The following is a 26,350-nucleotide window of genomic DNA, read 5'->3' on the forward strand; positions in this document are numbered from 1 at the left end:
GAGCGGGCGTCAGTCGCGCGGGGCCTGCTCGCGGCGCTTCAGCGAGCGGCGGCGCGTCAGGCCCACGAGGCCCGCGAGCGCGAAGGGCCAGAGGCCGGCGGCCGAGGTGGACTGGCAGCCGCAGCCGCTGTCCGACTCCGGGTTGGGCTGCGGCTCGGGGGTGCCCGGGCCCGCGTCCGGCGGGGTCGTGCCCGCGTCGGGCTCGGTGCCCGCGTCGGGCTCGGGCTCGGTGCCCGCGTCGGGCTCGGTGCCCGCGTCGGGCTCGGTGCCCGCGTCGGGCTCGGTGCCCGCGTCGGGCTCGGGGTCGGTGCCCGCGTCCGGGGCGTCCGGCGTCCAGAGCGAGGACTGGGCGATGTAGAGGGCGGTGCCCCATTCCACCTGGTCCGTCTCCGGCGGGGCCAGGCCCACGCCGAAGCTGATGTCGCTGTGGCGGTTGATGCTCGGCATGCCGGAGAACACCGGGTTGGTGGGGGTCTCCTGGTCCACCCGGGCGTCCCCCTTGTCCGAGGGGAGGATGTCGTGCTCGGTGACCACGCGCTTCAAGTTCTCGCCGTCACCCACCCACACCGCGCGGAACCCGTCCGACTTGCGCGTGGCCCGGAAGACCACGTGTCCTCGGTCGTTGATGTCGGGCGGGAATACCTCCACCGTCCCGATGGCTTCGCCGGGCTCGCCCGGCACGTCCATTCCGTTCTTCGCGACCACCTTCAGCTCGTCGCCATCCCACAGGAGGATGGCGGTGCTCTGCCGCCCAGCCGCCTCCAGCAGCGTGGCCTGGATGGCCACCTGGCCCAGGTTGTTGATGGCGGGCTGCACGGCGGCGAAGCGGAAGATGTTGGAGTCCGGGTTGTGCCCCCGCGTGTCCGCGATGACCTGCGACGTCCCATCCGGGTTGAAGATGCGCAGCTCCTGGTACCAGGCGCTGGAGTTGGGCGCTTGCAGGTCCACCGCCGCGGCGATCTGCCCCAGGTCGTTCGCGCCCGGGGAGTAGAGGAACGTGTAGGGGTAGCCGGGGTCGACGTACTTCTCCGCCGCGAGAACCTTCGCGTCGAAGCCACCCGTCGTATTGGGCGTGTACAGCACGTAGGCGTAGCCCGTGCTCAGCGTGACGCGGGCGGCCATCTGCCCCGCCTCGTTCATGACCAGGCTGGACCAACTGGAGGCGCCCAGCGGCGAGCGGACAATCCGCGGCGGCGCGTCTGGCTCGTCCGCGTTCAGCACGTAGATGCCGTTCTTCGACGCGTCATTCGTCCCGGTGACGGCGAAGACCAACTGCCGGTGCGAGTTGAGGCTGACCTCGCCAAGACGTGCATCCGGCCCCATGCCGTCAGGGAGCAGGTAGATGCGTCCGCCCTCGCCGTTCTGGCCGTACCAGACGCCCGGACGTCCCTCCCGCGTGATGGCGAGCTGGAAGGCCACCTGCCGGTCCGCGGTGATGGGAACGAAATAGCTGCCGGCGGAGGTGAGGCTGCCCAGTTCGACGTTGTAGGAGCCCTCCTCGATGTTGACGGCCAGGTTGGTGCGCGCTTGCAACTGGAACGTGTAGTCCGGTAGCTCGGCCGAGGCTGCTCCCGCCAGCAGGAACGCACCCAGCATCACGCCGCGCTTCCGGTCGTGAGTGGGCGCGACGGTCCGACGACTGCTCTTCAGCGATGCACCACGAGTCATGCGTGCCACCTCTCCAAGGCAGGTAGCCCACCACCATGGAGGGCTGTACTGCCGGTTTCCCGCGCAGGACCCCGTCCCCCCATGGGACCGTCGCTCCGGGCGCGCCGCGCCCGTCACGAGGGCCGCATTCGTCACGGCCTGTTCGCAAAGTTGCTACACACGATTAGCAGGAGCGTCGTTGATTACAAATTGATTCACTCGCAGCGTGCGACGCGGCAGCGGGCCAGAGGTGTCTGACTCGTGCTGGAGCGGGGCATTTCAACGGGAATCCGGGCTGATACACGCCAGGGAGCGGTGAGAAACCGGGACGACTGCTCCGACGGATGGCCCGCACTGTTTGTGTGGTGAGTGTGAGTTGCAAATGTATATTAAGTTGCGAGTTTGGTTGTTTCGAGGTGTCTGGCGCCTGCGCGACGTGTCCCGTCTCCGCCGCATCAGGGCGGCGCGCTGCGTCGTGTATTCATGGTTCAGTCGTGGTTTTTGATTGAATCGCGGAAGCGTGGATATGTCGGCTAGCTCTAAATATCCGCTCTGTCTTGAAATGACATTTGGAGGACAAGAACGTGGCCGTTCTCCAGCGGGGGCGGCTCCTGGGCACGGCGGGCGTACGCGCCCCATCGCCCATGCCTCACGTCCGCGGCCCGTATCGGCACGCGCAGCGTCATGGGGACCGTGAGCGGGCCGGATTCGTTGGTGGGCCGGCTCCCCCACCTGGAGCCCGCGGCGTACGTGAGGCCTCCGGCCAATGCGGAAGCGGTGTTCCACGCCGTGGCGCGGTTGCTCGCGACCTCACCAGGACAACGGGCCCGGGGCTCGAGCGCGTAGCAGCACCCGGGCCGGCGAGTGCGCCAAAGGGGCGTCCGGCCCGGCGCGCAGCCCGCGTGTCATCCTTCAATGGTCTTTTTCAATCCTGTTGCAACAGTTCGCCTCCTTGGGCTTGGTATGACTTTCGACTTGTGACGGGATTTCGCTAGTCTATTGCCCAGGCCGGCATCCCTGCTTTTCGAACCTCCATCTCGCCCGTTGACGGCCAAAGCGCTGCTTCACCTGCATCACGTGAAATGGCGTTCACCAGGTCCCGGCGCGTCCGGGCAGAGAAGCTCAGACATCGTCTGAGTGGGATCGGAGAAACGATATGTCGTTCCCTGTTGTCAAGGCAGCGAACGTGAAGGGAATGAGGTGGAGCGCGGTGCTGCTGGCCGGTCTGGTTGGCTGTGGACAGGAGGCGCGGAAGCCGGCGCCCGAACAGGACGCCATCGAGGCCGTGAAGGCGCAGGCGCAGCAGCTCCAGCCTCCCGCGGGCTGCACCGAAATCACGATGGGGGAGCTGGCCAACGGCATCGGACTGACGCCGACGATGTACTCACCGCAGCCGACGTACCGCGGCAACTTCAACAACTTTGGCGACCCGGCGTTCCCGGACCCGGCGCGTATCCGCCTGGACGTGAACACGGCGCCCGGCGTGTATGACCTGTCGGTGGGGGGAGGCAACACCTTCACCTGTGATCGCTGCGTCTTCGGCTATCAGGATGAGGGCTCGCCCACGGAGAAGTTCTTCGTCGCCGACGCGGGCACGCTCCTGCTCGCGGTGAAGGTGTCGCCGCAGCAGACCCTGGGCGCGCTGACGAACGTGACGCTGCGTGAGTCGGTGGATGCCCCGCCCCTCAACGCGCCGTACTGGGGCAGCGCGGTGGTTCCGGGCGGCGAGTGCCGGTGGATTCGCTTCGCGACGTGGAACACGGTGCGCCAGGACGGGTGCGACCCTCGCCAGGGCTCGCTGACGGCGAACCTGCCGGACACCACCTGCGTCCCGGATGACTACGTCGCCTCCGACGGTACGCTGGAGCGTGCGCTGGGGACCAAGGTCCAGGGAGAGGCCTGCACGAAGACCGCGGCGGCGAGCGAGTCCGAACTGGCCTCGACGGATTGCGAGCAGGGCTTCGCCTGCACCGACCTGCTGTCGGAGAACGCCCAGTGCCTCAAGACGTGTGACTTCATGGCGCCCAACCCCGGCTGCCCCTCCGGCACCATGTGCGGCGTGTACGGCCTGTGCACCGAGCAGTCCGTCCTCGAGCAGAACGGCTTCACGTTCGACCCCGCGCTGACGGGTGAGATCTGCAGCCTGGGCTTCGCGCATTACTGTGGCACCGAGGGCGCGCGTGGTGTGTGTGCCGACCTGGACCGCGACGGCAAGGGCGAGTGCTACCCCTACCACCGCGCCCGCTCCGAGTGCGGCCCGGGCGATGAGCTGGGTTACATGAACTACGCGCTCCCCGGTGGCGGCTTCGACCGCGGCCACGGCTTCTGCTACCACGACGGCCTCTAGCCCTCTCCGCCATTGCCCGGCCCCCACGTGAGCCGGGCAGTGGTGCCTTCCGGGGCGGCGCCCTGCTGAGGAACCTGGCCACGCTGTTGCTGGCGGCAGGCGGGCTGGGGCGCGGCCTGACTTCCGCGGAGTCATGGCGCCGCGAATGACCCGTGTGCCAACTCGTTGGCCTTGTGCCATTGCATTGGCAAAAGGGGGACAGCCTGGCTGGCACGTGGCAATGGGGGCACCACTCACAAGGAGCTAGGCTGAACCATGGCCACTGGTTTCACGACCGAGCGTGTGCTCTCGGTGCAACACTGGTCTGACCGTCTCTTCTCCATCGTCTGCACGCGCGACAGCGGCTTCCGATTCCAGAACGGTCAGTTCGTGATGATGGGCCTCGAGGTCGAAGGTCGCCCGCTCATGCGCGCGTACTCGATGGCGAGCGCGAACTACGACGACACGCTCGAGTTCTACTCCATCAAGCTCCAGGACGGCCCGCTCACCTCGCGGCTGCAGAAGGTCGCAGCGGGCGATCATGTGCTCGTGGGCACGAAGGCGGTGGGCACGCTCACTGTCGCGAATCTCAGGCCGGGCCGTCACCTGTGGATGCTCGCCACCGGCACCGGCCTCGCGCCGTTCCTGAGCATGGTGAAAGACCCCGAGACCTGGGAGCGCTTCGAGCGCGTCACCGTGGTGCACGGCTGTCGCCACGTGAATGACCTCTCGTACTCGAAGTTCTTCGAAGAGGTGCTGCCGAACGACCCGTACCTGGGTGAACTCGTCCGCGAGAAGCTGACGTACCTTCCGACGGTCACGCGCGAGCCGTTCCGCAATCAGGGGCGTATCACCGACCTGCTTCGCGCGCGGCCGCTCTCACCCGAGCATGACCGCGTCGTCATCTGCGGCAGTCACGAGATGATCAAGGAGACCGCGACCATTCTCGAAGGCTTCGGCTTTCAGGAGGGCGACTCTCACGAGCGCGGCGACTTCCTCATCGAGAAGGCCTTCGTCAGTCGTTGAGCCCCCGCCACGCTTCATCGAATGACGATGGGTGCGCCTTGCTGGAGGGGTTCTCCCTGCACGCCAACACGCACCTGAATGCCAACGACAGGCAGGGACTGGAACGGCGATGCCGCTGAGGGGGGGCGGCGCGCTGGCGCTGCAGCGGCTGTCATGAGTGGAGGACGGCCGCATCGCCTATCGGATGAAGCGCCCGCAGCCAGATGGCACCACGCACCTGCTCTTCACCGGGTTGGAGTTGCTGCGTCGCCTGGCGTCCCTGGTGCCTCCTCCTCGCCTCGGGCAAACCTCACGAGGTTCCACGGTGTCTTCGCTTACTCCGCGAGCGATGTTCCGGACAGGGTGGGGGGATGCAACTCGAATGGCGCGAAGCGCAGCGGGCTTGCTTGTCTTGCGTTCGGGCGGCAGGAGCTGACAGGCCGCACTCATGCGCACGGATACTGGGCACCAGCGTTTCCATGAGCACAGGGCCGGCGATGAATCCCGTGTATGCTCCGGTGTTTCCACCACCGTGAGCACAGGGAGGGCTGGCACATGAAGCTGGGCATCAGGGTATTCGGGGGCGTGGCCGTGGGACTGTTGATGATGGAGTGCGGAAGCGTCGCCCCCGAGGTCAAACCCGAGCCGACGTCGGCGCCGGTGTCTGCGCAGCCGCTTGAGCAGGCTCTGGCACAGCCGCCGGCGTCTGAACAGTCATTGGAGCAGGCTCCGGCACAGCCGCCGGCGAAGCCATGTCCCTACGTCGAGGCTCGGGGGACGTACAACACGCGGGAGGAGGCCTGTGCGATGTCGCGTCAGCAGGCGCCTCGGTTCTGTGCGGAGCGTGGCGGCGTGAAGTCCATCGGTGATGACTGCATGGCGACGGACGGTCCGCCCTATCAGGGCGCCTACCGTGTCTGCTGCAACGATTGAGTCTCAGCGCCGGGTGGCCGTGACCCAGACGCCGGGCCTGGGCCGCAGGGAGATGGCGGGCGTGGCCTGGATGTCCTGGCGAGCAGAGTCGCTCCGCAGGACGTTCGACTTCGACGTGTTCGCCTGCGTGAGGTGTGAAGGCAGGGGAGGGGCTTGGCGTACGTGAAGAGGGCCCCCGGGGTGCGGCGATTCCGGAGCACCTGGGCTTGCCCACGGCATGTGCGAGGTAGGCCCTGACCCGAGGGCCACTCCAGGCCGCGGGGTGTTGACGCTCAAGAGGCGCCAAGAGGTCCATGCGCCTGCTGCGCACCTGAAGGTAGCGCGGTCTGGGCAGGCGTGTGCCCAAGGGGGCGCAAGCCAGGGCCCCTCATCCCTCTCATGCGTCAAGTAGAGCGCCGACTGGGTCAGACCTTGCTGCAAGGGGCTGGGACAGGACTCCCTGGATGAGGCGATCAGGCACACGGAGGGGCTCAACTCCGACTCAGGAGGTCAGGAGTGGCGGAGGGCTCTGGCGCGTTGAGAGATGAGCCCCCCATTCTCATGCACGATCCCCGCTCCGCTCTCGTGAACTCCTCTCCAGACGTCATCCCCACTGCCGAGGGCCCGGCGGGACTCCCGCCTCCTCGCCCGCTGGCCCATGCCTCGGTCCTCTTCGCGGAGCCCTTGCCCGGCATCGAGGAGGCTCCAGGCGCGTGGCTCTCGAGACTGGGCCTGGCAGAGCTGGGTTTCACCGTGGAGGTCGGCCAGGGAGTCCGGCTCACGAACGGCCGGCACACCGTGCATGTCTTCAGGGGAAACGGCCCCCTGTCCCGTGAGGGACTGGACCTGCGGCAGTTTCCGAACCTTCCACGAGAGGGCTGCTATCTGACGCTCGCTTCCGGCGTCTCCCTGCGCCAGGGCGGGGAGCAGCCGATGCGAGGCGGCGCCAGGCCGGACCCGTGGGCAGAGGACGGTGTGATGCGCGTCTTCTCGCTGTTGGTCTCACGCCTTGCCCTCAACGGCACGGCGGTGGTTTTGCACCAGGCAGACTCGCTCGTGAAGGACGCTAGGATCTTCGCTCGGCTGCTTCGGGAGTTGGCCCACCCCGACTACCGTCCGTTCCGCGCCTGGGTTGAGCTCTCCCGCCGCCGGGGCAGCCGCTACCTTGAGCTGCGCGGCCTGGAGAGCTTTGGGCTGCCGGATCTCCAGCTCGCGCCGGAGGAGTGGGACACATGGGAGACGTCGCGTGGCCGGGAGGCCCTGTACTTCGCCGCCTATCGCATGGTTCGCGAGAACCGCCCGCTCTCCGCGGATGAGGTCCTGGAGGTGCCGCTGGGCGTTCAGCCCGGCTCCTGGCCCGAGCCATTCGGCGGAGACACCATGCGCTACCGGGTCCGCGCCGGTGAGCCTTCCAGCCTGATGCTCGAGCGCCTCTCGGATGCCGCGGAGCCCTTCACCCGCTGGGCCCGGGCGTCGGCGCCGGGCAAGCCGTTCTCCTCGAGCGTGGGCGTCAATACGTACCAGGCCCTTTTCCGCCATGCCCTGGAGGGCGCCTTACCGGGCGACACCCTCGCCCACATTGCACCTCCGGCCTCGCAGGCGCTCCCCCCGCATGAGGTGCTCGTGCGCACGCGACTGGGACAGAGCGGCTTCACGGTTGTCACCAATGGCTTCGGCTGGGGGCCGCAGGCGAGCGGAAAGCAGGATTCAAGTGCCATCCATGTGGAGTTGGCGGCGTGGATGGACTCGCACAGCCCGGAGCGCGCCCTGGCCCTGTCGGCGCTGGGGACGCTGATGCAATCGAACGAGGGCAGCCAACCGGCCTGGGCACCGGGCGACATCGCCGTCGTCTCCGAGCCGCTCCTGGGGCTGCGCCACTTCGTCATCGCACAGGGGCCCGCCGTGCCCCTGCCTCCAGGCGCGCCCGTGAACCTTCTCTGGGTCATCCCCCTGCTCGCGGCCGAGTTCGAGATGGTGCGGCGGGCCGGTCCCTTGCACTGGGCCAACCAGCTGCTGAAGGACCCGTCCCGCAGGACGGAGTTGGTGCAGCGCTGGAGCCTGGGCGCGAACTGACGCTCCCAGGCCCGCCCGCGCGCTCCGGGAGCTGTCCAGGCGGGCTGGTGCCTCACCTGGGCCACGTCAATGCCGTCCAGCAGCATCGCCAACTGCGTGGCGTCCAGATGCACCACCTGCGCGACGCGAAGGTGAAGAGCTACCCTGAATAGACGTCCTCGCCCCAGGCCTTGCGCGCCAGTTCCATGAGGCCATCGATGGACTTGCGCATGTCCACCGGCTCCATCGTCAGCGCCACGCGCACCGACGCCGACAGGGCAAACACCGTCTTACCACCTCAGCGCACCGACGAGCCGGGCCACGTACTCCACGCCGGTGCCGACCGCGAAGCGAACCTGCGCTCCGCTCGTCGTTACCACCTCCAACATCGACTCCGTTGCCGCTGGCGTCGTCGCCACCTCCGCCGGCTTTGACATTCCCGCAAGGGGCCTCGGCGCCGACTCCTCACTCAACGCCTTTCAGCACGTTCTTGGTCAGATGGATACGGTACTGGAGACGGATTGCTTTTCCGGATTGCTGTGCCCAATGCTTCCGGCGGTTCTGGCAACGAATGGGCCGGGGCCGCTCAAGGGAGGAGAACTGCAATGGCAAACATTACCGTTTTTTACCAAGAGGACTTCGGGGGGACGCACGTCGATCTTCCGCCTGGCAACTACACCCGGGCCCAGTTGGAGGCGCGCGGCATCGATAACAACACCATCAGCTCGGTGAGGGTGCCGCCTGGCGTGAAGGCTGTCCTCTTCAAGGACGATAATTTCACCGGTGACCAGCTCGAAGTGGTGGCCGACGCCGAGGAACTGGGCGCGATGAACAACAACACCTCCAGCATCAGGGTCATCACCGTGCCGGTGCAGCCCAGGGCCAGGTTCTTCTACAAAGAGCAGTTCGATGGCAAGGAGGTGGACCTGCCTCCTGGCCAGTACACCCAGGCCGAGCTGGAGCTGTACGGCATCGACAACAACACCATCAGCTCGGTGAAGCCGCAGGGCCTGGCGGTCGTCCTATACAAGAACGACAACTTCTCCGGCGACACGCTGTCCGTGACCTCCGACGCCCCGAGCCTGGGCGCGTTGAACAACAACACCTCCAGCATCAGAATCTCCTGACGCTGGCGCGCTGGCATTCCAGGTGACGGTCCCTGCCGCGAGGACCGCCACCCTATCGAGCCCCAATGACTCTCGAATCACCTGCACCCACGACGGTTGGGTGCAGACCCACCCCCACTCGGTGCCCCATTCACGCTCACGGCCGAGCTGGTGCCCTGAACGTCTGCGCGCGCTCGCCCCTCCAGTCGAAGACGGCGAGCGCACGCGCCACGTTCGCGTACCAGGGCAGCCCTGGTACGTCCTCGGGCACCAGCGCGCCGATGCTCGAGCGAGGAGCCAACTGGAGGCCGTTGCGGCGCTGCTCCTCTCCGTAGGCGCAGGCTCGAAGTTGCACAGCGTGCCCTTGACGGCGGAGCCGCACTTCTCGAACACGCGACGGCTGCGTGTCGGAAGGTACCCGCGGCCCTCCACGCGGCGTTGCGAAGGCGAGATGGAAGTTCCACGGACGCCATTCATGCAGGCAGGCGTGCGGTAGCAACTCAGAAGAGGGGGAGGATGCTCCGCTCCTGGCCGGACTCCCGGCGGGCCATGCAGGCGGCAACGCATCGTGCCCGTGATGCTCTTTCCCATCATGGCGACCACCTTCAGCGGAAGGAGGGGCCATGTACTTCCAGGCCATCAAGACCGAGGGCCTTGCCCAAATCACCTACATCCTGGGCAGTGACGGCGAGGCGCTCGTCGTCGACCCCCGGCGTGATGTCGACGTCTACCTGGACGTGTTGCGGCGGCAGGAGTTGCGGCTGCGCTACGTGCTCCAGACACACCGCCAGGAGGACTTCGTTGAGGGCACCTCCGCGCTTGCCCGCATGGCAGGCGCGCAGGTGGTGGCTGGCCGGCACCCCATCACCGGCCATGCCGACGTGCGGATGGGCGAGCGAGAGCGGCTACACCTGGGGGCCTTGACGCTGGTGGCGCTTCATACCCCGGGCCACACTCCAGAGAGCATGAGCTGGGCCGTCTACCTGGATCCCCACCATGCCCAGGCTTGGGGCGTCTTCACGGGCGACGCGCTCTTTGCTGGTGAGACGGGGCGCACGGACCTTGCGGTGCCAGAGCGGGTCTACGAGAACGCCGCGCTCCTCTTTGACGCGCTCCATCAGAAGGTCCTGCCCCTGGGCGACCAGACACTGGTCTTCCCGGCCCATGGGGCAGGCTCGGTGTGTGGCAGCGGCATCGCGGACAGGGAGTTGACGACACTGGGCTTCGAGCGCCTGCACAACCCCGTGTTCACCTCCAGCCGGAGCGATTTCATCCAGCGCAAGGTGCAGGAGCGGCTTCACCGGCCCTCGTATTTCTCGCGCATGGAGGAGGCGAACATCCGCGGTGGCGTGCCACTCTCAGCGGATCCATCCGCCCCCCCCTTCCTGGCGCCGAAACACTTTGAGTGGGCAAGTCACAGTGGCCTTGTCCTGGACGCGCGTGAGCCCGAGTCCTTCGCGGGTGGCCACATCCCGGGCTCGCTGAATGTCTGGAGGCAGGGGTTGTCCGTGTTCGGCGGACAGATGGTTCAGCCGGGCACGCCGCTGTTCCTCGTCCTGCCTGCGCACGCGGACTCGAAGGAGGCCGTGCTGGCCCTGGCCCGGGTGGGGCTCGACAAGGTGGAGGGCGTCCTCACGGGGGGGTTCGGGGCATGGCGCAACGCAGGGTTGCCTATCGAGAGCAGCGGCACGCTGACGGCCGAGGCGCTCTTTTCCCAGATGGAGCGCTTCCAGGTGCTCGACGTGCGCGAGCGCTCGGAGTTCGAGCGTGGCCACATCCTGAGCGCACGACATGCGTATGTGACCGAGCTGGAGGAGTGCCTCTCCGGGTTGGGCCTGCGCGAGGACCTGCCGGTCGCGGTGGTGTGCAGCACGGGCCACCGCTCCGGACTTGCCACGAGCATCCTGCTCCGCAACGGCTTCCAGCAGGTCTCGAACGTGCTGGGCGGCATGTCGGCATGGCGGCGGCTGGAACTTCCGGTGCGGACAGGCCCGCCGTCGGAGGTCGAGTTCGAACAAGCAACGCGCTCCATGGGGGCAGAGGAGCAGGACGCTTCTCCACCGTCGCCTTCGTGAGCCGTCAACGAGGTTGTCGTCGGATGGGGGCATCTCCACTTCGGGCGTGGGAAGGAGGCAGTCGTGGAGTCAGGGACGCATCAATTCGAACCGCACGTCAGTGAGGTTCAACTCCGCATCTCAGGCACGGGACTCCCGGAGCTCTTCGAGGAGGCCGGGTATGCGCTCGCGGAGCTCATGCTCGGAGAGGCGCCGTTACCGCAGCCCTCGCCGGAATCGGCCGTCGAGCGCGTTGCGCTCGTGGCGGCGGACACCGAGGCACTGCTCGTCGATTGGCTCAACGAGCTCATCGCCCGCTCGGACCTGACGAAGCGCGTCTACACGGACCTCGTGGTGGACGAGTTCCAAGAGCGGTCGCTGCGTGCCCACGTTCGCGGCGTCTCGCCTCTGGTGCTGAAGACCGCTGTGAAGGCCGCCACCTTCCATGGCCTGGAGCTGAACGAGCACGACGACGGCTTCACGGCCACGGTCGTCCTCGATGTCTGAGACCACCCCCTGTCACGAGGCAAGCATCATGGAGACACTTCCCGAGGTCCCGCACCAGCTCGAGCCGCTCATCCGGCAGATAGGGCCCGCCCTGTATGAGCTGGGCCAGGGCTTCCGAGAGGACATGCGGGTACCGGCCCGCATCGTCGCGGACTCGGAGTTGCTCCAGCAGATGGTCCAGGACCGGAGCGTGCCTCAGCTCGTCAATGTCACCACGCTGCCGGGCATCCAGGGCTTCGCCATCGGAATGCCAGACATGCACGAGGGCTACGGCTTTCCCGTGGGCGGCGTGGCGGGTACGGCGTTGCCGGATGGCGTCATCTCGCCGGGCGGCATCGGGTTCGACATCAACTGCGGCGTGAGATTGCTGGCGACCGGGCTTCGGCACGAGGACGTGAAGGAGGTCCTGCCAGAGGTGGCTCATGACCTCGCGCGGAGCATCCCCACAGGCTTCGGCCGGCATGGCCGCCTGTCGCTGGCTCCCGAGCAGATGGACCGGGTCCTCACGGAGGGCGTCCCCTATCTGGTGGACGAACTGGGACTGGGAGGACCGGAGGACGTCGACTACCTGGAGGCCAGCGGCTGCCTCGATGGCGCCGACACGGCCAAGGTCTCCGTTCGGGCACGGGAGCGGGGGCATGACCAGCTTGGCACGCTCGGAGGCGGCAACCACTTCCTGGAAGTGCAGCGGGTGGAGCGCGTCCTCGACCCGGAGGCGGCCCCGGCGCTCGGGCTGTTCGAGGGCCAGCTCACCGTGCTCATCCATACGGGCTCGCGCGGACTGGGGCACCAGGTCTGCACGGATGCGGTGCGCACCATGGACCGCGCCCTGGCCCGTGAGGGCATCCGGCTCGTGGACCGTCAACTCGCCTGTGCGCCGCTGTCATCGGCGGAGGGGCAGGACTACTTCGCGGCCATGTGCGCCGCGGCCAACTTCGCCTGGGCCAACCGGCAGGTGCTTACCCACCGGGTGCGCGAGGTGTTCCGCCGGTGGTTCGGAGACCGTTCCGCAGCGTGGCCTCGCATCGTCTATGACGTGGCCCACAACATCGCGAAGTTGGAGCCGCATGGAGGCCAGCGCCTCTGTGTACACCGCAAGGGCGCGACGCGGGCCTTCGGTCCAGGGCACCCCGAGTTGCCCGCGGCCTACCATCAGGTCGGCCAGCCCGTGTTCATCCCCGGAAGCATGGGCACCGCGTCGTTCGTGCTGGTGGGGAAGGCGGCGGCCGAGGCCATCTCACTCAGCAGCGCTTGCCATGGGGCGGGACGGCGGCTGAGCCGGGCCGCTTCCAAACGCCAGGTGGTGGGAAGTGAGCTGCGCGCGGCGCTGAATCGTCAGGGCATCGCCGTGGAGTGTCCCTCCAATGCGGAGCTCGCGGAGGAAGCGCCCCTGGCCTACAAGGACGTGGAGCGGGTGGTGGACGTGGTCGAGGCGGCTGGCATCGCGCGGAAGGTGGCGCGGCTGGTGCCGCTCGCGGTGTTGAAAGGCTGAGCGCCGGGTTGCATTGGAGCGGAGGCGTGCGGGGGAATCAGGGGCCCTGAGGACGCTCGTCGCTTGTCTGGGAGGCTCACGTCCACTGAAGGACGAGCGCGCCGTTGCCGTCTGGTACCAGCCGCGTGCGGGTCCCAAGGTCCCGTCCCTGCCGGTCCAGGACGCCGCTCAGCCACTCAGCGTCCTGTCGAGAGGCACGATGGGGGCGGAGTTGGCGCAGCTGCATCGGGAGCATGCGGAGGCCCATCAGCTGACCGGTGGCCGGGGCGATGGACGCCAGGTACAGCAGCGTCAGGTCTGGACGGAAGGCCGTGTGGCCCGAGATTCCCTCATAGTCGTTCAGGAAGTCTCCGCAGCCGTAGAGGATGAGGTGGCCCCGGTGGACCTCGATGCCGCGGGGGTGGTGCGACGAGTGGCCATGGATGATGTCGACGCCGGCCTCATCGATGAGCGCTCGCGCGAAGGCCCGCTGCGCGTCCGGCACTGCATAGCCCCAGTTGCCGCCCCAGTGAATGGAGGCAACGACGATGTCGCCCGTGCGTTTGACGGCCGCGACGCGCTCGCCCAGTTGCCGCACCGCGGTGGGTGAGAGCGCTGGCAGCAGATCCACGCCGGGCCGGTCTTCCGTCGCGGCCCAGGCGGGTGGGATTCCGCTGCTGCTATCACCGAACGAAAACACGGCGACCCGGCCCCCAGTCACATCCAGGATGGCCGGCCGCCGTGCTCGCTCCTGGTCCTCTCCGAGCCCCGCGGTGGCGATGCCCAGGCGCCGGAGGGTCGCCAGTGTTTCGAGGAGCCCCGGATAGCCCCAGTCCAGCACGTGGTTGTTCGCCAGCGCGCAGCAACCGATCCGAGCTGCTGTAAGGCAAGCCGCGTTCTCCGGGTGCATGCGATAATGGATGCCTTTGTCTGGCCACCACGCCTCGCTCGTGGTGACGCTCGTCTCCAGGTTGATGATTCGAACATCCGGCGCGGCTCGCTCCATCTCGTCGAGCGCGTCACCCCAGAGCTCACCGAAGCCGACGGGCGTCCGGATGGGGCCATTGCGTTCCTCTGCCAGCCGGACGTAGTCCCGCGCATCCTTCAGGTAGTCCTCGTGGAGGCCCGGCGGAGCAGGGTGGGGCAGGACCTGGTCGATGCCCCGGCCCGTCATCACATCTCCGCATAGCAGGAGGGTGAGCACCTTCCCCGAGGCCGAAGGCGTCGAGCCATTGGCGCTCCGCTCCCTGTCCGGCGTATCCGGAATCATCGTGAGTCGGCCTCCCGCCACAGGTGTGGCGCGGAGCAAGCCCGGGAGCGCGTCAGAGCGTCAGCCACTTCTTGGTGGTCACGGTATGAACGGTGGAGATGCGCTTCTCCACCTCCTTCGTCTCCTGGCAGCGTGGACACTTGGGCGTTCGCTCATCATGCTCCTTGACGCTCATGATTTCGGTGAAGGGCTCCTTGCACTTGCGGCAGTAGAATTCGTAGACGGGCATCACTCGCTCCTGCTCGGGCCTGATGGCCTCCTATGAAGGGTGGGGATCGAGCGTGATGCGCGGCAGGGCGCAAGCTGCCATCCCTGCGACGGAACGGCGGCTCTTTCGGAGGGCCGGGATGAACTGCGCCCGGTGGGCTCCTGTGAGACCGGGATATCGCGGCCCGGGGGGCTTGCTGAGGCTTTGGGGCGCCCGGTCAGGGGTGGGCCGTGTCGCCGGGCGGCGCGTGACGGTCGTGACCGAGGGTGAGCCGGGCCTGTGCCAGGAGCGTCGCGACTGCTTCATCTGGGACCTGCTGGAAGTCGGCGTACCACTGGCCAATGGCATACAGCGACGGCGTTGAAAGCACGCACACCACGTCATCGGCCAGGGGGGTGAGCTCCGCGAGCGTCTGGGATGCCGCGACGGGGACCGCGAGGATGATGCTGCCGGGCCGGTGCATGCGGAGCGCCTGGATGGCCGCTCGGACGGTACCTCCCGTCGCGATGCCGTCGTCCACCAGGATGATGCGCTGGCCTTCGATTCGAGGCGCCCCGATGCCCTGGCGGAAGCGCGCCACCCGGGCCTTCACTTCATCCGTCTTCTGACGGACGAGGCCTTGCAGGTCCGCCTCGGTGACGCCCACCTCGGTCATCAGCCTCCGGTTGACGAACGCGACACCACCTTCCGCGACCGCGCCGAGGCCCAGTTCCTCGTAGCCCGGCACACCGACCTTGCGGACCACCCAGACGTCCAGCGGTGCGCCCAGTGCTGTTGCCACCTCAAAGGCCACAGGTACACCCCCGCGGGGCAACGCCAGGATGAGCGTACCTTCACCCGTGTAGCCACGCTCGCGCAGCAATTGGGCGAGCCGCCGGCCCGCATCGACACGATCCTCGAAGTACATGGCACCCCCTGCGCTCAAGAGAAGCATGGCCGGGGCTCCTGTCCACCGATGCCTGTCGATGTCCGAGGCCCTGGGGGACCAGGTGGCCTGGTGAGGCGCTTGGCGCTCTGGACCTCACCGGAGGGCGCACGCTGCATTGCGCCCTGGGCGCGCGGAGCGACAGGCGCTCCGGGTGGACCTATGCGTTGGAACCCTTCGGGCTTCAATGGCAATCGAGATGGGGTAACGCTTCAGGATGAGAACGGGAGCGGCGCTCCCTTGAGGAAGACCTCGATGCGCTCCTTGCCCTTGCCAATGTTCTTTCGCTTGAGCTCAATCTCCCCGACCTCACCCGTCCGCTTCAGATGGGTTCCGCCACAGGGAACGCGCGCGAAACCCTCCACTTCCCAGTAACGAAGTCCGGCGGCCTCGTCGGAGAAGGCGCTGATGATAGGCTGATTCGATGTCACGATATGGAGCGCCTGACCGGATATCTCCGGCAAGAGGCTGGCGATGCTCCCTGGATAGACAAAGTCGATACGCGCTTTGTCCTGCGCGATGTGGGCGCCAATCTTTGGAATTCCTTCCACCCGGCGGGAAACCAGTTCCAGAACCAGCTCCGCGGCGAAATGCAATCGCATGAGCCGGTATCTTCGCTCCCATTCGATTCGGACCGTCACCGCCGTGCCTGGCGTCAGACCATGTCCTTCGTCGAGCGCGTAGTCGATGCCGGAGCCCTCCTTGCGAGCCTCGCGTACCCGATGCCCACCAATGGTCCCCTCATCACTCTCCTGTCCACCGGAGAAGGCATAGAAAATCGTATCCTCCAACGTGACGATGGGGCCTCTCACGTCACGGATACGGGTTTCCAGCTCCGTCCAGTAGGGCTCTTGCCAGAACAGCTTTCGCGTCACGCGGCGACTCCTTGCCCCGCTTTCCGCTCGAAGTGCTCGCCTCTCAAGACTGCCTCGCGCACCTGCGCGTTCGGGGCCTTCCAGAAGCCACCATTGTCCCATTCTTCGCGAGCGAAATCTCGCTCCCCAGCTCCTGCACCGTCCGTGTCTGAATAGAACGTGAGGTCGCCGGGTACGTAGCTCTCCCGATAGCCCGAACAACGAATCCCATCCCAGGGGCCCCTCCGAGATGTCACTCCACCAGGTCGAGTTCGTCGAGGCTCCCCTGGCGTCACGGCGTGGCGACACCCCGGGTACGCAGCGTTCGTCAGCGATGAGGGAGCGCTCGGGGCCAGCACGCGTTGCGCTCTCGTTCGGCCTGAACCACGGAGCGCCCTCACGAGGCGAGCGCATCCGCGGTGATGCCCACCACGTTGGAGTGCGACGCTGCTCCGCCCTCAACCACCGCACACCGAGAGGCCGTCCGCTCAGCGGAAGCGGGCCGGGCGGTTCGGCATGCCGGGGCGCTGAACCGTGCCTTCACACCCCTCGAACCCCAGCCCGGTGCAGTCGACATCGTGCGAGCACCGGTCGAATCCTGGCACCAGGCAAGGTACCGGTTGGCGATGCACTCGGGGTAGTTGAGGCCGCTGAGGAGCGGATGGGCACAGCTCCCCTCGCCGTACGAGCAATAGCCGTCCTCGCAGGTTGCCCCGTGCCGGGAGCCGTCGGCCGCGAGGACTCTCTCACTCTTCAACGGGTCCGAAAATCGGGGGGCCGACCACGGGGCCTCGCAAGCTCACGCTTCCCGCGACGCGGGGACACGACGCGCTGCCGTGGGCCTTCAGCGACTCGAGGGGGCCACGGGGAAGACGAGGTCGTCGTGGTCTGTCCAGGCTCCCGGGGCGCAGCTGACCTGGGTGGGATGGGTGCCGAGGATGCCGCGAATCGCCTGGAGCCCTCCCTCTGGCAGCGTGAAGGTGGTGGATAGCTCCTGTGCTCCTGTCACTTCGAGCGGGAGCCGGGCGACATACGTCCATTGGGGGCTGCGCGCGTCGGGCGCGTGGAAGAGGTCCACCGCTTCCAGGAAGGGCACGAAGCCGAAGGCGGTCGCGGTGAGTTTCACCGGCTTGCCGGCGGTGAGAGGGCCGCCGTCCTGGCTGGAGACGCGCAGCCCCTCCAGCGTCGCGGTGATGAGGTAGGTGCCATCGATGCCATCCGCACAGCTCCCACCGAGCGTGTTGGGCGCATGGCGCTCTGGCCCCACGGCGCCCATGCCGCGCACGAGCACGCCGGTGTCGCACGCGAACGCGAGGGTGGCGCAGCGGGGCGCCTGGAGCGTCGAGTCGAAGTCGGCGATGTCGGGGTTGCGCACCGTCACCGTCATGGGCGCGGCGCGCCATGTCTTGAGCGCGGTGTCGTAGGCGCGGACCTCCAGGGTGGCCGGGCCGTTGAGCTCTTCCCGGGTGTCCCAGTCGAACTCGAAGGGGTGGGTGTCGTCACTGGCGCGCAGGAGGCCGTTGACCCAGAGGTCCACGCGTCGGACCGCCGCATCGTCCCAGGCGAGCACCCGCACACGTGAGGTGGCGCGCACGGTGCTCGAGGGGAGGGGCGTTACGACGTGTGCCCAGGGGTGGTGGACGTCCCCCGTCGAGCGGCGGAAGCCCGCCTGGAGCAGCAGGTCGGGGGAGCCTGGCCCGGCGTTCTTCACGCGGCCCGAGATGGCGGCGCCCGCGAGCGCGTCCATCACCTGGGCTGGGGAGGCGGTGGGGTGGAGCTCCAGGTAGAGCGTGGCGGCGCCAGCGACGTGAGGGGTGGCCATGGAGGTACCGGAGAAGACCTCGCTTGCCGTGTCGTTGGCGATGCCAGCGGAGCGAATGTCCTCGCCCGGCGCGTACAGGTCGACGCAGGGGCCGTGATTCGAGAATGACGCGCGGGAGTCCTCCACGTTGGTGGCGCCCACGGTGAGGGCTTCCGCCGCGCGAGCAGGAGACTCGTCGCACGCGCTGACGCCGTCGTTGCCCGCGGCCACCACGGCGGTGACTCCGGCGGCCACGACGTTGCGGACCGCCTGGTCCAGCGCCTCCGAGACCTCCAGCCCGATGCTCAGGTTGGCGACCGCGGGGGACTGGTGATGGGCGGCGACCCAGTCGATGCCGGCGATGATGCCCGACAGGGGGCCTTCTCCGTCACAGTTCAGGATGCGCACGGGATGCAGCGTCACGGCCCGGGCCACGCCCCAGGTCGTGCCACCGAGGATGCCCGCGACGTGGGTGCCGTGCCCGTCGCAGTCCTCCGCGCCACCGTCGGGGTCCACCGCGTCGAAGCCCTCGCCCAGGCGTCCCTGGAACTCGGCATGCGTGGAGCGGATGCCTGTGTCGAGCACGTACGCGTGGACACCCGCGCCGCTCAGCGCCGGGCGATAGAGACCATCCAGGGGCAGGTCCTCCTGGTCCACGCGGTCCAGGCCCCACGCCACCGTCTCCGCCGTGACGAGCGGGCGCACCCATGCATCCTGCTCGATGAAGGCCACGCGCTCGTCGGCGCGCAGCGCCTCCAAGCGCGCGTCGTCCAGCTCCGCCGAGAAGCCCTGGAGCGCATGCTCATAGGTGTGGAGCACCTTCGCGCCATGCGTCTTGGCGAGGTTCGATACGTGCTCCCGCGTCTTCTGGGGCCCCTGGGATGCGGAGCGGGTCTCCGGGCGGAGCACGACGATGTATCGGTTCGGAATGGGGCGCTGGCGCGGGGCCGTATGGGCGAGTGGAGCGGGCGGTTCGGTGCAACTGGTAGTGATGGTGAGCAGACACAGAAGCGGGACGAGATGGAGTTTCCACATGGGGCGTGGGCCTGAGGTGGGACGCCTCTCGCGGAGGCGTCATGCCTGTGCGAGAGCGGCGTCATCGTGCGCCTGGTTGGACGCCACGGGGGTCGGGATTGATCAATCCGGAGGGCCACTTTCTTCTGGTCTCTGCGCATTCCCGTGAGGACCACCGCCGTTCCCCCATCGTTCGACGTGTCTTCTCGAGCGTGAGCGAGGCGCGCGGTCATCACCCTGCCTGGGCGGCTGATGTGCCGGACGGGGCTGGAGGTCCAGGTCGGGGCCCCCGGCTGCAGGGCCCACTGCTCGACGAATGGCAGCGAACACAGGCGGAAGCAGGCCGGCGGTAGAGACCTGAGGGATCCCCTCATTTAGCGAGTTGAGCAGCTGGCGCTCGGTAGGCCGCTGCATGCGAAGGCGATGGCGCACGGGCAGAGACTCGGGCCACCATGACGTTGCGCAATGGCCATCGACGAGGAGCAGGTCCGAGAGTTTCTCACTGCGGTGTTCGAGGACGACCTGCAAGTCAAACGCATCATCTCCCTCGCGCACGCGACACTGCCGCGAGAGCATGCTGTCTTTCAGCAAGCCTTCGGGTTCATCTGATTCAGATGAGGGGATACCTCAGGGCTTCCACCCCAGGGCGAAGGCTGTCGCGGCGCTCGTCGTCTTGTGCTGATGCCCCGCTCCTGTGACACCGGCATGACGTTCACCGCGTCGCTCGCGGAGGTGCGCCCCCCTGATGCGCGTGGTCAGTGGCGCCGTCTGTTCGAGTCGAACGCGCCACCGTAGACAAGCCGCTTGGCTGGCAGGTCGAACACATCCCGACGGGCACCTCGGGCTTTCGGGTCTTGTTCATTCTCAGTGACAGGTAGCCCTGGATTTCGCACGGATTTGCTCTTCAGAGGTAACGTGCGCCCGATCACGACTCGGCGGCCCGCTCGAACGACATTCGGGGTTGCACGGGTGGGGGGCGTCTCGACTGGGAACGTCCCGTGTGCTTTGAACATGTGCTTCTGCATGCCCTTTTTGCTGACGGGAACGCCACACTTGGGACACCGTCGTGGTCGCCGCTTCTGGGCGCGGGCGGAAAGAGGCCCTTGACGTTGGACTGGTAGATTCGAAACAGGACGCTTCGAACAGTCTCGAGTGTGCTCGCGAAGCCTAGAGCGCAGCATTTGTTCGGAGCACCAGCGACATCTTTCGTAGAGAAATGTTCTTGGGCAAGCCTTGAGATGGATGGTGAAGGCTTTCTTCGTCATCAGTGCCCGACAACCTGGGCACTGAATCTTGGGGCCTTCGAAAGGCTTCCGAGTCAATGAGGTCGCGTCAGTCGGAGGCGGTGTACGGGCAACGGCGCTCTTTGGCCTCTTCGTCTTTCCTGTCTCTTGAGGCCAGCCCCGAGCGAATGACGGCGCCGGCTGCGGCGGTTCAGCAAATACACCCTTTCCTCCGCAGAAGTAGCAGGCTTCATTGCTTCCGCCGCATGGGCAAGGCTTCATGCGCACCCCCGCATGAAATTATAGCATAGGACTCTGTGCTTCACTCCACACCAACGGTTCGAGAGCGAACGTTTGTGCAGACTGGGGCGCGCCACATTTCGCTCCGGCGCTGACTTCCAAGCCTGATGCGGCACTGCGAGGGGTGGGTGCTACGCAACCCGCCAGTGGTTGTCGATGACTCCGTGTCCCTGCGTAGTTTCACTGATATGGAGTTCCCATGTTCTTCGGCCGTTCCAGCGAGAATCCGACTTTTATTCCGCACGACCAGATTTCGACGGCGGTTCAGGACCTCATCAAAGAGACCGACCGAGAGCTCGTCCTGGTCACCCCTTACTTCAAGCCCTGGAATCACTTGCAGACTGCGATTCGCGCTCCGGAACCTGTTAACGCGGATGAGACAGTGAGTTCGAGAAATTACTGAGCAGCATCCAGTGGGGCGGAGAGCCGCGCGGGGTCGTTTATCCAGACGGCGGTAGGCGGGGCCTTCGGCACGGGAGCACCGCGAGGGAAGCGCGCAGGGTGAGCGGCGTGGGCAGCGGCGAGCACCGTAGCGCGGGCCGCGAGGCGCGCGGCGGTCAGGCCGTGGCACTCATCGTCGCGCATGTCCTTGACGTGGACCTCGCCGAGGTCGGGGTGATGGCATACTGCCTCCTGGGCAGCTCGGCGGTGAGCGCGTTGGTGGGCCGCCAGCGCATCGAGATGAGGCCCGCGGGCATCCGGGTGTACCCAAGAACGAGGACAAGGGCCTCGGGTTCGTCACTGCAGTGGATGACTGAGGGCTGAGCGTGTCGATGCACATTCGGATTCGTGGCCCGCACGGAGACCCCATGAAGCACGTTCTGCTGCCCCTGCTCTGCATCCTCCCGGCATGCGCCCTGTTCCAGAAGCCGCCGCGCCCGGTCCACGCCCCGCCGGAAGAGGCTGCCTCCGTCGAAATCCCGCTCGCGTTTCCGACTGAGGGACGGCAGGTCATCAACGGCACCACCCTGCGCGCTATCCAGCTCGCCATGGAGGACTACCTTCCATGGGACCGGAAGCTGCCCAGCGATGCCACGCCGCTCTACGAGTGCCTCAACCGCCGCGAGTCATACGTGGTCGCCGCGGCACCTGCCTCGCCGGGCGTCGTGCTCGTCAGCATCATCCCGAACCCGGATGCATGCGACATCGCCACGGCCCCCATCCTGGACGTGGGCGCCACCTATGCGGTTGATGTGAACGGCTGGCGCATCCTCACGGTTCAGGAGTAGTCGCCGCCGGGCCATGCCGGCATCCCCGGTGGGGCAGCTGCGTGCAGCAGCACCTCGTAGTCCGGAGCGTAGGAGGCCGCGCAGTCGCCCATGCCCCTGCGGCTCTTCCACCAAATCAGCGCCCTCTTGATGCGCAAGTGGGCCGGCGTGGCGTCGTGGAAGTCCGGCCTGGGCCGCCAGGTCCCCGAGGCCATGGAGTGCCTACGCGACGGCTTTGCCGCAGCCACCTGCTTCTTCTCTTTCCCAAAGGCCCACTGGAAGCGGCTTCTCAGCACCAACGACCTCGAATGCCTCCGTGGCGAAGTGAAGCGCCGGATCCGCTCGGTGGGGGCCTTCCCTGACCGCGCCAGCGCCCTGCGCCTCATCACAGCCTTCGCCCTCGAAGTCACTGGCACCTGGGATGACCGCCGCTACCTCGACATGGCCCTGCTGACTTCAAACCCAGACATCGCTGAATGAGGCGTCCAAGGAGCCTTCCTCCCCGCAACCCCCTCCGAACCAACTACACACGACCTCGCGGCGGCGCTGGAGTTGGGGGGGTACCATCACCGGGGAGCATGGCGTGGGGGCGCTGAAGCAGGGGTTCCTGGACCGGCAGCCTGGGGAGGAGGGGCTGCGGCTGCACCGCCGCATCAAGGGCGCCATGGATCCGTTGGGCATCCTCAATCCGGGCAAGGTCCTCTGAAATTCAGCCGATAATGCGGCGCCTCGCAGGCGGCCCCCGGAGCGGAAGAACACAGTTGTTCCGCTGACTTGCGAGGCCCGCCGATAATCTTCACGGGGCGATGTCGAGACCTCGCGCGTGGCTCCGACATTCCAATGAACGCGCACCCAATGCCGGGGCGCGGAGGCCCAGAGAAGAGAGAGCCACCATGAAGATGAAGTACATGCTGATGATGAACACCCCGAGCGGCGGTCCGTACCAGGTGATGAGCTGGCCGAAGAAGGACCTCCAGGCGCACATCGCGTTCATGGCGGGCTTCGCGGCGAAGCTCGGGGAGACGGGGGAGCTGGTGGCGGCCGAGGGGCTGGCGGGGCCGGACCAGGCCAGGCGGGTGCGCGCGGGCGCGGACGGCAAGCCCATCACCGATGGCGTGTTCCCGGAGTCGAAGGAGTTCCTCGCGGGCTACTGGATTATCGAAGTGGACAGCCCGGAGCGGGCCTACGCCATCGCCGCGGAGGCCTCGGCGGCGCCTGGGCTCGGCGGCAAGCCGATGAACATGCCCATCGAGGTCCGCCAGGTGATGAGCGGTCCTCCGCCCGACCTGATGTGATGACGGAGTCGAGAGACATTCGCATCGAGCGCCTGTTGCGCGAGCACGCGCCGCGGGTGCTCGGCGCGGTCATCCGGCGGTTTCGGGACTTCGGAGCCTCGGAGGACGCGGTGCAGGAAGCGCTGCTCGCGGCGGCCTTGCAGTGGCCTCGCGAGGGCGTGCCGGACGACCCGCGCGCCTGGCTGATTCAGGTCGCCTCGCGGCGAATCACGGACCACGTGCGCGCGGAGACCGCGCGCCGTCACCGTGAGGCGCTGGTGGTCAGCCTGGTGCCGCCGGAGCTCCAGCTCGTGATGTCCCTGGATGGCGACGAGCTGGCGGGCCGGGATGATGCGCTCGTGCTGCTGTTCATGTGCTGTCACCCGGCGCTGTCCACGGCGTCGGCCATCGCGCTGACCTTGCGCGCGGTGGGCGGTTTGACGACGGCGGAAATCGCCAAGGCCTTCCTCGTGCCCGAGGCGACCATGGCCCAGCGCATCAGCCGGGCCAAGCAGAGCATCAAGAGCTCCGGGGTGCCGTTCCAGAAGCCCACGCCGGAGGAGCGCGCGCAGCGGCTGGGCGCGGTGCTGCACGTGCTCTACCTCATCTTCAACGAGGGCTACACGGCCACCTCGGGGCCGGAGTTGCACCGCACGGACCTGTCGGGCGAGGCGATTCGGCTGACGCGGATGTTGCACACGCTGCTGCCGGAGGACGGCGAGGTGGCGGGGCTGTTGGCGCTGATGCTGCTCACGGACGCGCGGAGGGCGGCGAGGACGGGGCCCGCGGGTGAGCTGATTCCGCTCGACGCGCAGGACCGGAGCCTGTGGGACGCGGGGATGATTGCGGAGGGCATCGCGCTCATCTCCGCGACGCTGTCGCGGGGCTCGGTGGGGATGTACCAGGTGCAGGCGGCCATCGCGGCGGTGCATGACGAGGCGTCGCGCGCGGAGGACACGGACTGGCCGCAGGTGCTGGCGCTCTACGAAGTGCTGATGGGGCTGATGGACAACCCGATGGTGGCGCTCAACCACGCCATCGCGACGGCGATGGTGCACGGGCCGCGGGCGGGGCTGTCGCTGCTGGAGGGGCTGGCCAGGGAGGGCCGGCTGGAGGGGAGCCACCGGCTCGACGCGGTGCGCGCGCACCTGCTGGAGCGCGCGGGGAAGACGGGCGCGGCGGTGGTCCACTACCGGAAGGCAGCCGAGCGCACCACGAGCCTGCCCGAGCGCGACTACCTGCTGACCCAGGCCGCGCGGCTGAGCGACGACATGGCGTAGGCCCCCGAGCGCCGCGCGCTACTTCGCCGTGGCCGTCGCCGCGCCGAGCTCGCGCAGCTTCTTCACGGCGTTGTCGTTCTTCGGGTTCAGCTCCAGCGACTTCTTGTAGCGGGAGATGGCCTCGTCCTTCCGGCCGGCCGCCGCGTAGCCCTCGCCCAGGCTGTCGTGGGTGTTGGCGTCCTCGGGGAAGAGGGACGCGTTCGCCTCGAACAGCTTCACCGCGTCGGCGACCTGGCCCTTGTTCAGCCGCGCGTAGCCGATGACGTTGAGGATGTCCGAGGTGACCTTCTCCTCCGCGGGGGCCGAGCGCTTGTGCGCGGTGAACCAGGAGACGGCGGTGTCCACGCCCTTCGTCCGGACGAGGAGGTCCGTCGTGATGAAGGCATTCTCCAGGTTGTGGGTGATGCCTTTCCAGCCGTACTCGGTCGCCACGCTGGCGACGATGCGGTCGAAGAGGAGCCCGCCGTCATCCGAGTTGGACATGATGGCCACGCCGCTGCCCGTCTCGGCGAAGGCGACGAGGAGCGAGCGGTAGCCCGCGTTCGAGCCGCCGTGTCCGAACCACGCCTGTCCCGGCGGGAGATGGAAGCCGATGCCGAAGGCCTGGGATTGGCGCGTGAGCATCTGCTTCGCCATGGCCTGGGACACCACGCGCTGGGACTTGCCCTGGGCGGCCTTGGAGACCTCCATCGCGATGCGGGCGAGGTCCGACGGCGTGGTCCACAGGCCGGCGGCGGCCTGCTCCGGATAGGTGTGCCAGCGTCCCTCCAGGTTCTTTCCGCCCGAGCGCGCGCCGACAGCGGCGAGGGGCTCCAGGGCCTTGGGCAGCGGCTGCTCGTAGGTGCTGTGCTTCAGGCCGAGCGGCGCCAGCACCGCCTCCTTCATGATTTGGGCGAACGGCTTCTGGAGCTGGTCCGTGAGCATCTGCTGGACGATGGAGGTGCCGCCGCCGCTGTAGCGCGTCAGGGTGCCGGGCACCGTGTCCACGCGGACGGGGGCGGAGTTGGCGGGCTGCTCGCCATCCAGGAGCTGTTGCAGCGTGGGAACGGGCGCCTGGGCCGCGTAGCCGGGGAATCCGTGCACCGTCGTCCCGGCGCTGTGCGAGAGCAGCCGACGCAGGGTGACCTTCTGCTCGCGGGTGAACGCGTTGTCCGGCAGCTTCCAGGAGGTGAGTCTGGCATTGATGTCCTCGTCGAGCGACCACTTGCGCTTCTCGGCGTGGTGCATCGCCGCGAGGGCGGCCACCGGCTTGCTGATGGACGCGGCCTGGAAGAGGGTGTCGACGGTGATGGGCGCGGTGCCTCCGGCCTCCTTCACGCCGTAGCCCTTGGCCCAGGCGAGCGAGCCCCGGTCGAACACGGCGATGCTCAGGCCGGGGATTTCATACAGGGCCATCCACTCCTGGAGGGGCAGGTGGCGGGGCTTCTCTCCGGGGATGGGGATGGAGGGGAAGCCCTGCTCCACGCGGGTGATGCGGGCGGCCTCGGCGGGGCGGGCCATCCACTGGGTGGTGGGCTTGCGTGTGTCCGCTCCGGTGAGCAGGACGACGGCCGAGAGCCCCGTGAGGGTCATGCGGACGGGACGGGGTGTGGGGATGCGACGCATGGAAGACTCCTTGGGGGCACCTGCGCGGTGGGCGGCAGAGACCCTACGCGTCTTGCATGAGGTGATTGCCAGGGCCCCCTCCACGCGCGCCTTCACGGGCCGGAGGAACGTCAGACACTCGGGATACATCATTTCTAGAATCGAGCGTTTACGCCACGCGATGACAAGGCTATGGCGTATGTCGATGCAGTCAGCACCCGTGGGATGGGCGCGCACGCCCCAGGTCCGCGTCGAAGCACCGCCGACATCCGGCCCCTGACGCACCGGGGGCCCTGAATGCACGCGAGGACGTGCGACCTCGTGGTGTG

General features: G+C 67.6%; 24 protein-coding genes and 2 pseudogenes. 16 read left to right on the top strand and 10 right to left on the bottom strand.

Going from position 1 to position 26,350, the window contains the following annotated elements:
* Positions 1 to 9: 9 nt before the first annotated feature.
* Positions 10 to 1,668 (bottom strand): MXAN_5453 family MXYO-CTERM-anchored protein, encoded by a 1,659-nt coding sequence (locus tag HNV26_RS01905; RefSeq protein ID WP_171441649.1) that lies wholly within the window; start codon positions 1,666 to 1,668, stop codon positions 10 to 12.
* Between the two features lie 1,135 nt (positions 1,669 to 2,803).
* On the opposite strand from HNV26_RS01905, the gene HNV26_RS01915 reads away from it, so the two are divergent.
* The 4 genes from HNV26_RS01915 (at position 2,804) to HNV26_RS01935 (ending at position 7,963) form a co-directional block, all read left to right on the top strand.
* Positions 2,804 to 3,994 (top strand): hypothetical protein, encoded by a 1,191-nt coding sequence (locus tag HNV26_RS01915; RefSeq protein WP_171441648.1) that lies wholly within the window; start codon positions 2,804 to 2,806, stop codon positions 3,992 to 3,994.
* Positions 3,995 to 4,249: 255 nt separating this feature from the next.
* Positions 4,250 to 4,999 carry a ferredoxin--NADP reductase gene (locus HNV26_RS01920; RefSeq protein WP_171441647.1) on the top strand — a complete coding sequence of 250 codons (750 nt, stop codon included), beginning with the start codon at positions 4,250 to 4,252 and terminating at the stop codon, positions 4,997 to 4,999.
* A gap of 534 nt (positions 5,000 to 5,533) precedes the next feature.
* Positions 5,534 to 5,911 (top strand): hypothetical protein, encoded by a 378-nt coding sequence (locus HNV26_RS01930; RefSeq protein WP_253816102.1) that lies wholly within the window; start codon positions 5,534 to 5,536, stop codon positions 5,909 to 5,911.
* 540 nt (positions 5,912 to 6,451) lie between these two features.
* Positions 6,452 to 7,963 carry a hypothetical protein gene (locus tag HNV26_RS01935; protein ID WP_253816104.1) on the top strand — a complete coding sequence of 504 codons (1,512 nt, stop codon included), beginning with the start codon at positions 6,452 to 6,454 and terminating at the stop codon, positions 7,961 to 7,963.
* A 139-nt stretch (positions 7,964 to 8,102) separates the two neighbouring features.
* Here HNV26_RS01935 and HNV26_RS37830 read toward each other — a convergent pair whose 3' ends face one another.
* Positions 8,103 to 8,228 (bottom strand): transposase, encoded by a 126-nt coding sequence (locus HNV26_RS37830; RefSeq protein WP_216611716.1) that lies wholly within the window; start codon positions 8,226 to 8,228, stop codon positions 8,103 to 8,105.
* A 4-nt stretch (positions 8,229 to 8,232) separates the two neighbouring features.
* Positions 8,233 to 8,379 (bottom strand): hypothetical protein, encoded by a 147-nt coding sequence (locus HNV26_RS01940; RefSeq protein WP_171441630.1) that lies wholly within the window; start codon positions 8,377 to 8,379, stop codon positions 8,233 to 8,235.
* Positions 8,380 to 8,547: 168 nt separating this feature from the next.
* Between HNV26_RS01940 and HNV26_RS01945 the strand changes: the two genes are divergently transcribed.
* Positions 8,548 to 9,069: a beta/gamma-crystallin domain-containing protein gene (locus HNV26_RS01945; RefSeq protein ID WP_171441645.1), complete on the top strand. Its 522-nt coding sequence runs from the start codon at positions 8,548 to 8,550 to the stop codon at positions 9,067 to 9,069.
* Positions 9,070 to 9,205: 136 nt separating this feature from the next.
* On the opposite strand, the gene HNV26_RS01950 is transcribed toward HNV26_RS01945, so the two are convergent.
* The gene (locus HNV26_RS01950) at positions 9,206 to 9,403 is read right to left on the bottom strand and encodes a hypothetical protein (protein WP_171441644.1); all 198 of its coding nucleotides are present in this window, start codon (positions 9,401 to 9,403) and stop codon (positions 9,206 to 9,208) included.
* Positions 9,404 to 9,671: 268 nt separating this feature from the next.
* Here HNV26_RS01950 and HNV26_RS01955 point away from each other — a divergent pair, with 268 nt between their 5' ends.
* From HNV26_RS01955 to HNV26_RS01965, 3 genes are all read left to right on the top strand, one after another.
* The gene (locus HNV26_RS01955) at positions 9,672 to 11,123 is read left to right on the top strand and encodes an MBL fold metallo-hydrolase (RefSeq protein ID WP_171441643.1); all 1,452 of its coding nucleotides are present in this window, start codon (positions 9,672 to 9,674) and stop codon (positions 11,121 to 11,123) included.
* Between the two features lie 63 nt (positions 11,124 to 11,186).
* A complete protein-coding gene (locus HNV26_RS01960) occupies positions 11,187 to 11,609 on the top strand; it encodes an archease (RefSeq protein ID WP_171441642.1) in 423 nt (140 codons plus the stop codon).
* A gap of 28 nt (positions 11,610 to 11,637) precedes the next feature.
* A complete protein-coding gene (locus tag HNV26_RS01965) occupies positions 11,638 to 13,101 on the top strand; it encodes an RtcB family protein (protein WP_253816106.1) in 1,464 nt (487 codons plus the stop codon).
* 76 nt (positions 13,102 to 13,177) lie between these two features.
* Here HNV26_RS01965 and HNV26_RS01970 read toward each other — a convergent pair whose 3' ends face one another.
* From HNV26_RS01970 to HNV26_RS01990, 5 genes are all read right to left on the bottom strand, one after another.
* Positions 13,178 to 14,350: a CapA family protein gene (locus HNV26_RS01970; protein ID WP_171441640.1), complete on the bottom strand. Its 1,173-nt coding sequence runs from the start codon at positions 14,348 to 14,350 to the stop codon at positions 13,178 to 13,180.
* Between the two features lie 52 nt (positions 14,351 to 14,402).
* The gene (locus HNV26_RS01975; protein ID WP_011555386.1) at positions 14,403 to 14,579 is read right to left on the bottom strand and encodes an FmdB family zinc ribbon protein; all 177 of its coding nucleotides are present in this window, start codon (positions 14,577 to 14,579) and stop codon (positions 14,403 to 14,405) included.
* Positions 14,580 to 14,775: 196 nt separating this feature from the next.
* Positions 14,776 to 15,492, bottom strand: coding sequence for a phosphoribosyltransferase (locus tag HNV26_RS01980; protein ID WP_253816107.1), 717 nt, complete (start codon positions 15,490 to 15,492; stop codon positions 14,776 to 14,778).
* 203 nt (positions 15,493 to 15,695) lie between these two features.
* Positions 15,696 to 16,358, bottom strand: coding sequence for an alanyl-tRNA editing protein (locus HNV26_RS01985; protein ID WP_171441639.1), 663 nt, complete (start codon positions 16,356 to 16,358; stop codon positions 15,696 to 15,698).
* 823 nt (positions 16,359 to 17,181) lie between these two features.
* Entirely contained in the window at positions 17,182 to 19,047 is a 1,866-nt protein-coding gene (locus tag HNV26_RS01990; protein ID WP_171441638.1) for a S8 family serine peptidase, read from the bottom strand.
* A gap of 570 nt (positions 19,048 to 19,617) precedes the next feature.
* Between HNV26_RS01990 and HNV26_RS01995 the strand changes: the two genes are divergently transcribed.
* From HNV26_RS01995 to HNV26_RS02030, 8 genes and pseudogenes are all read left to right on the top strand, one after another.
* On the top strand, positions 19,618 to 19,761 hold the full coding sequence (locus tag HNV26_RS01995) for a hypothetical protein (protein WP_171441637.1): 144 nt from the start codon (positions 19,618 to 19,620) through the stop codon (positions 19,759 to 19,761).
* Between the two features lie 1,113 nt (positions 19,762 to 20,874).
* Positions 20,875 to 21,078 carry a hypothetical protein gene (locus HNV26_RS02000; RefSeq protein ID WP_171441636.1) on the top strand — a complete coding sequence of 68 codons (204 nt, stop codon included), beginning with the start codon at positions 20,875 to 20,877 and terminating at the stop codon, positions 21,076 to 21,078.
* 98 nt (positions 21,079 to 21,176) lie between these two features.
* Positions 21,177 to 21,440, top strand: coding sequence for a hypothetical protein (locus HNV26_RS02005; RefSeq protein WP_171441635.1), 264 nt, complete (start codon positions 21,177 to 21,179; stop codon positions 21,438 to 21,440).
* A 44-nt stretch (positions 21,441 to 21,484) separates the two neighbouring features.
* Complete coding sequence (locus HNV26_RS02010; RefSeq protein WP_171441634.1) at positions 21,485 to 21,904, top strand: hypothetical protein; 420 nt, start codon at positions 21,485 to 21,487, stop codon at positions 21,902 to 21,904.
* A 159-nt stretch (positions 21,905 to 22,063) separates the two neighbouring features.
* Positions 22,064 to 22,363 (top strand): annotated as a pseudogene (locus tag HNV26_RS02015) (transposase); the annotation flags it as partial.
* A 76-nt stretch (positions 22,364 to 22,439) separates the two neighbouring features.
* A pseudogene (locus tag HNV26_RS02020) lies at positions 22,440 to 22,589 on the top strand (FAD-linked oxidase C-terminal domain-containing protein); the annotation flags it as partial.
* A gap of 187 nt (positions 22,590 to 22,776) precedes the next feature.
* On the top strand, positions 22,777 to 23,178 hold the full coding sequence (locus tag HNV26_RS02025) for a YciI family protein (protein WP_216611718.1): 402 nt from the start codon (positions 22,777 to 22,779) through the stop codon (positions 23,176 to 23,178).
* Complete coding sequence (locus HNV26_RS02030; RefSeq protein WP_171441633.1) at positions 23,178 to 24,437, top strand: RNA polymerase sigma factor; 1,260 nt, start codon at positions 23,178 to 23,180, stop codon at positions 24,435 to 24,437. Before HNV26_RS02025 ends, HNV26_RS02030 begins: the two co-directional genes overlap by 1 nt.
* Before the next feature lie 18 nt (positions 24,438 to 24,455).
* On the opposite strand, the gene HNV26_RS02035 is transcribed toward HNV26_RS02030, so the two are convergent.
* Positions 24,456 to 26,042 carry a serine hydrolase domain-containing protein gene (locus HNV26_RS02035; RefSeq protein ID WP_171452758.1) on the bottom strand — a complete coding sequence of 529 codons (1,587 nt, stop codon included), beginning with the start codon at positions 26,040 to 26,042 and terminating at the stop codon, positions 24,456 to 24,458.
* Between the last annotated feature and the right edge of the window lie 308 nt (positions 26,043 to 26,350).

This window comes from Myxococcus xanthus (assembly GCF_013116825.1).
GTDB lineage: Bacteria > Myxococcota > Myxococcia > Myxococcales > Myxococcaceae > Myxococcus > Myxococcus xanthus_B.

Excerpts from the sequence above, each read along its gene's own strand:
- HNV26_RS01905 (WP_171441649.1), bottom strand. The coding sequence starts at position 1,668 with ATGACTCGTGGTGCATCGCTGAAGAGCAGTCGTCGGACCGTCGCGCCC.
- HNV26_RS01995 (WP_171441637.1), top strand. The coding sequence starts at position 19,618 with ATGGCCATCGACGAGGAGCAGGTCCGAGAGTTTCTCACTGCGGTGTTC.
- HNV26_RS01975 (WP_011555386.1), bottom strand. The coding sequence starts at position 14,579 with ATGCCCGTCTACGAATTCTACTGCCGCAAGTGCAAGGAGCCCTTCACC.
- HNV26_RS01945 (WP_171441645.1), top strand. The coding sequence starts at position 8,548 with ATGGCAAACATTACCGTTTTTTACCAAGAGGACTTCGGGGGGACGCAC.
- HNV26_RS02035 (WP_171452758.1), bottom strand. The coding sequence starts at position 26,042 with ATGCGTCGCATCCCCACACCCCGTCCCGTCCGCATGACCCTCACGGGG.
- HNV26_RS01965 (WP_253816106.1), top strand. The coding sequence starts at position 11,638 with ATGGAGACACTTCCCGAGGTCCCGCACCAGCTCGAGCCGCTCATCCGG.
- HNV26_RS02010 (WP_171441634.1), top strand. The coding sequence starts at position 21,485 with ATGAAGCACGTTCTGCTGCCCCTGCTCTGCATCCTCCCGGCATGCGCC.
- HNV26_RS02030 (WP_171441633.1), top strand. The coding sequence starts at position 23,178 with ATGACGGAGTCGAGAGACATTCGCATCGAGCGCCTGTTGCGCGAGCAC.
- HNV26_RS01930 (WP_253816102.1), top strand. The coding sequence starts at position 5,534 with ATGAAGCTGGGCATCAGGGTATTCGGGGGCGTGGCCGTGGGACTGTTG.
- HNV26_RS01980 (WP_253816107.1), bottom strand. The coding sequence starts at position 15,492 with ATGCTTCTCTTGAGCGCAGGGGGTGCCATGTACTTCGAGGATCGTGTC.
- HNV26_RS01935 (WP_253816104.1), top strand. The coding sequence starts at position 6,452 with ATGCACGATCCCCGCTCCGCTCTCGTGAACTCCTCTCCAGACGTCATC.
- HNV26_RS01955 (WP_171441643.1), top strand. The coding sequence starts at position 9,672 with ATGTACTTCCAGGCCATCAAGACCGAGGGCCTTGCCCAAATCACCTAC.
- HNV26_RS01970 (WP_171441640.1), bottom strand. The coding sequence starts at position 14,350 with ATGATTCCGGATACGCCGGACAGGGAGCGGAGCGCCAATGGCTCGACG.
- HNV26_RS01920 (WP_171441647.1), top strand. The coding sequence starts at position 4,250 with ATGGCCACTGGTTTCACGACCGAGCGTGTGCTCTCGGTGCAACACTGG.
- HNV26_RS02025 (WP_216611718.1), top strand. The coding sequence starts at position 22,777 with ATGAAGATGAAGTACATGCTGATGATGAACACCCCGAGCGGCGGTCCG.
- HNV26_RS01940 (WP_171441630.1), bottom strand. The coding sequence starts at position 8,379 with ATGTCAAAGCCGGCGGAGGTGGCGACGACGCCAGCGGCAACGGAGTCG.
- HNV26_RS02000 (WP_171441636.1), top strand. The coding sequence starts at position 20,875 with ATGTTCTTCGGCCGTTCCAGCGAGAATCCGACTTTTATTCCGCACGAC.
- HNV26_RS01915 (WP_171441648.1), top strand. The coding sequence starts at position 2,804 with ATGTCGTTCCCTGTTGTCAAGGCAGCGAACGTGAAGGGAATGAGGTGG.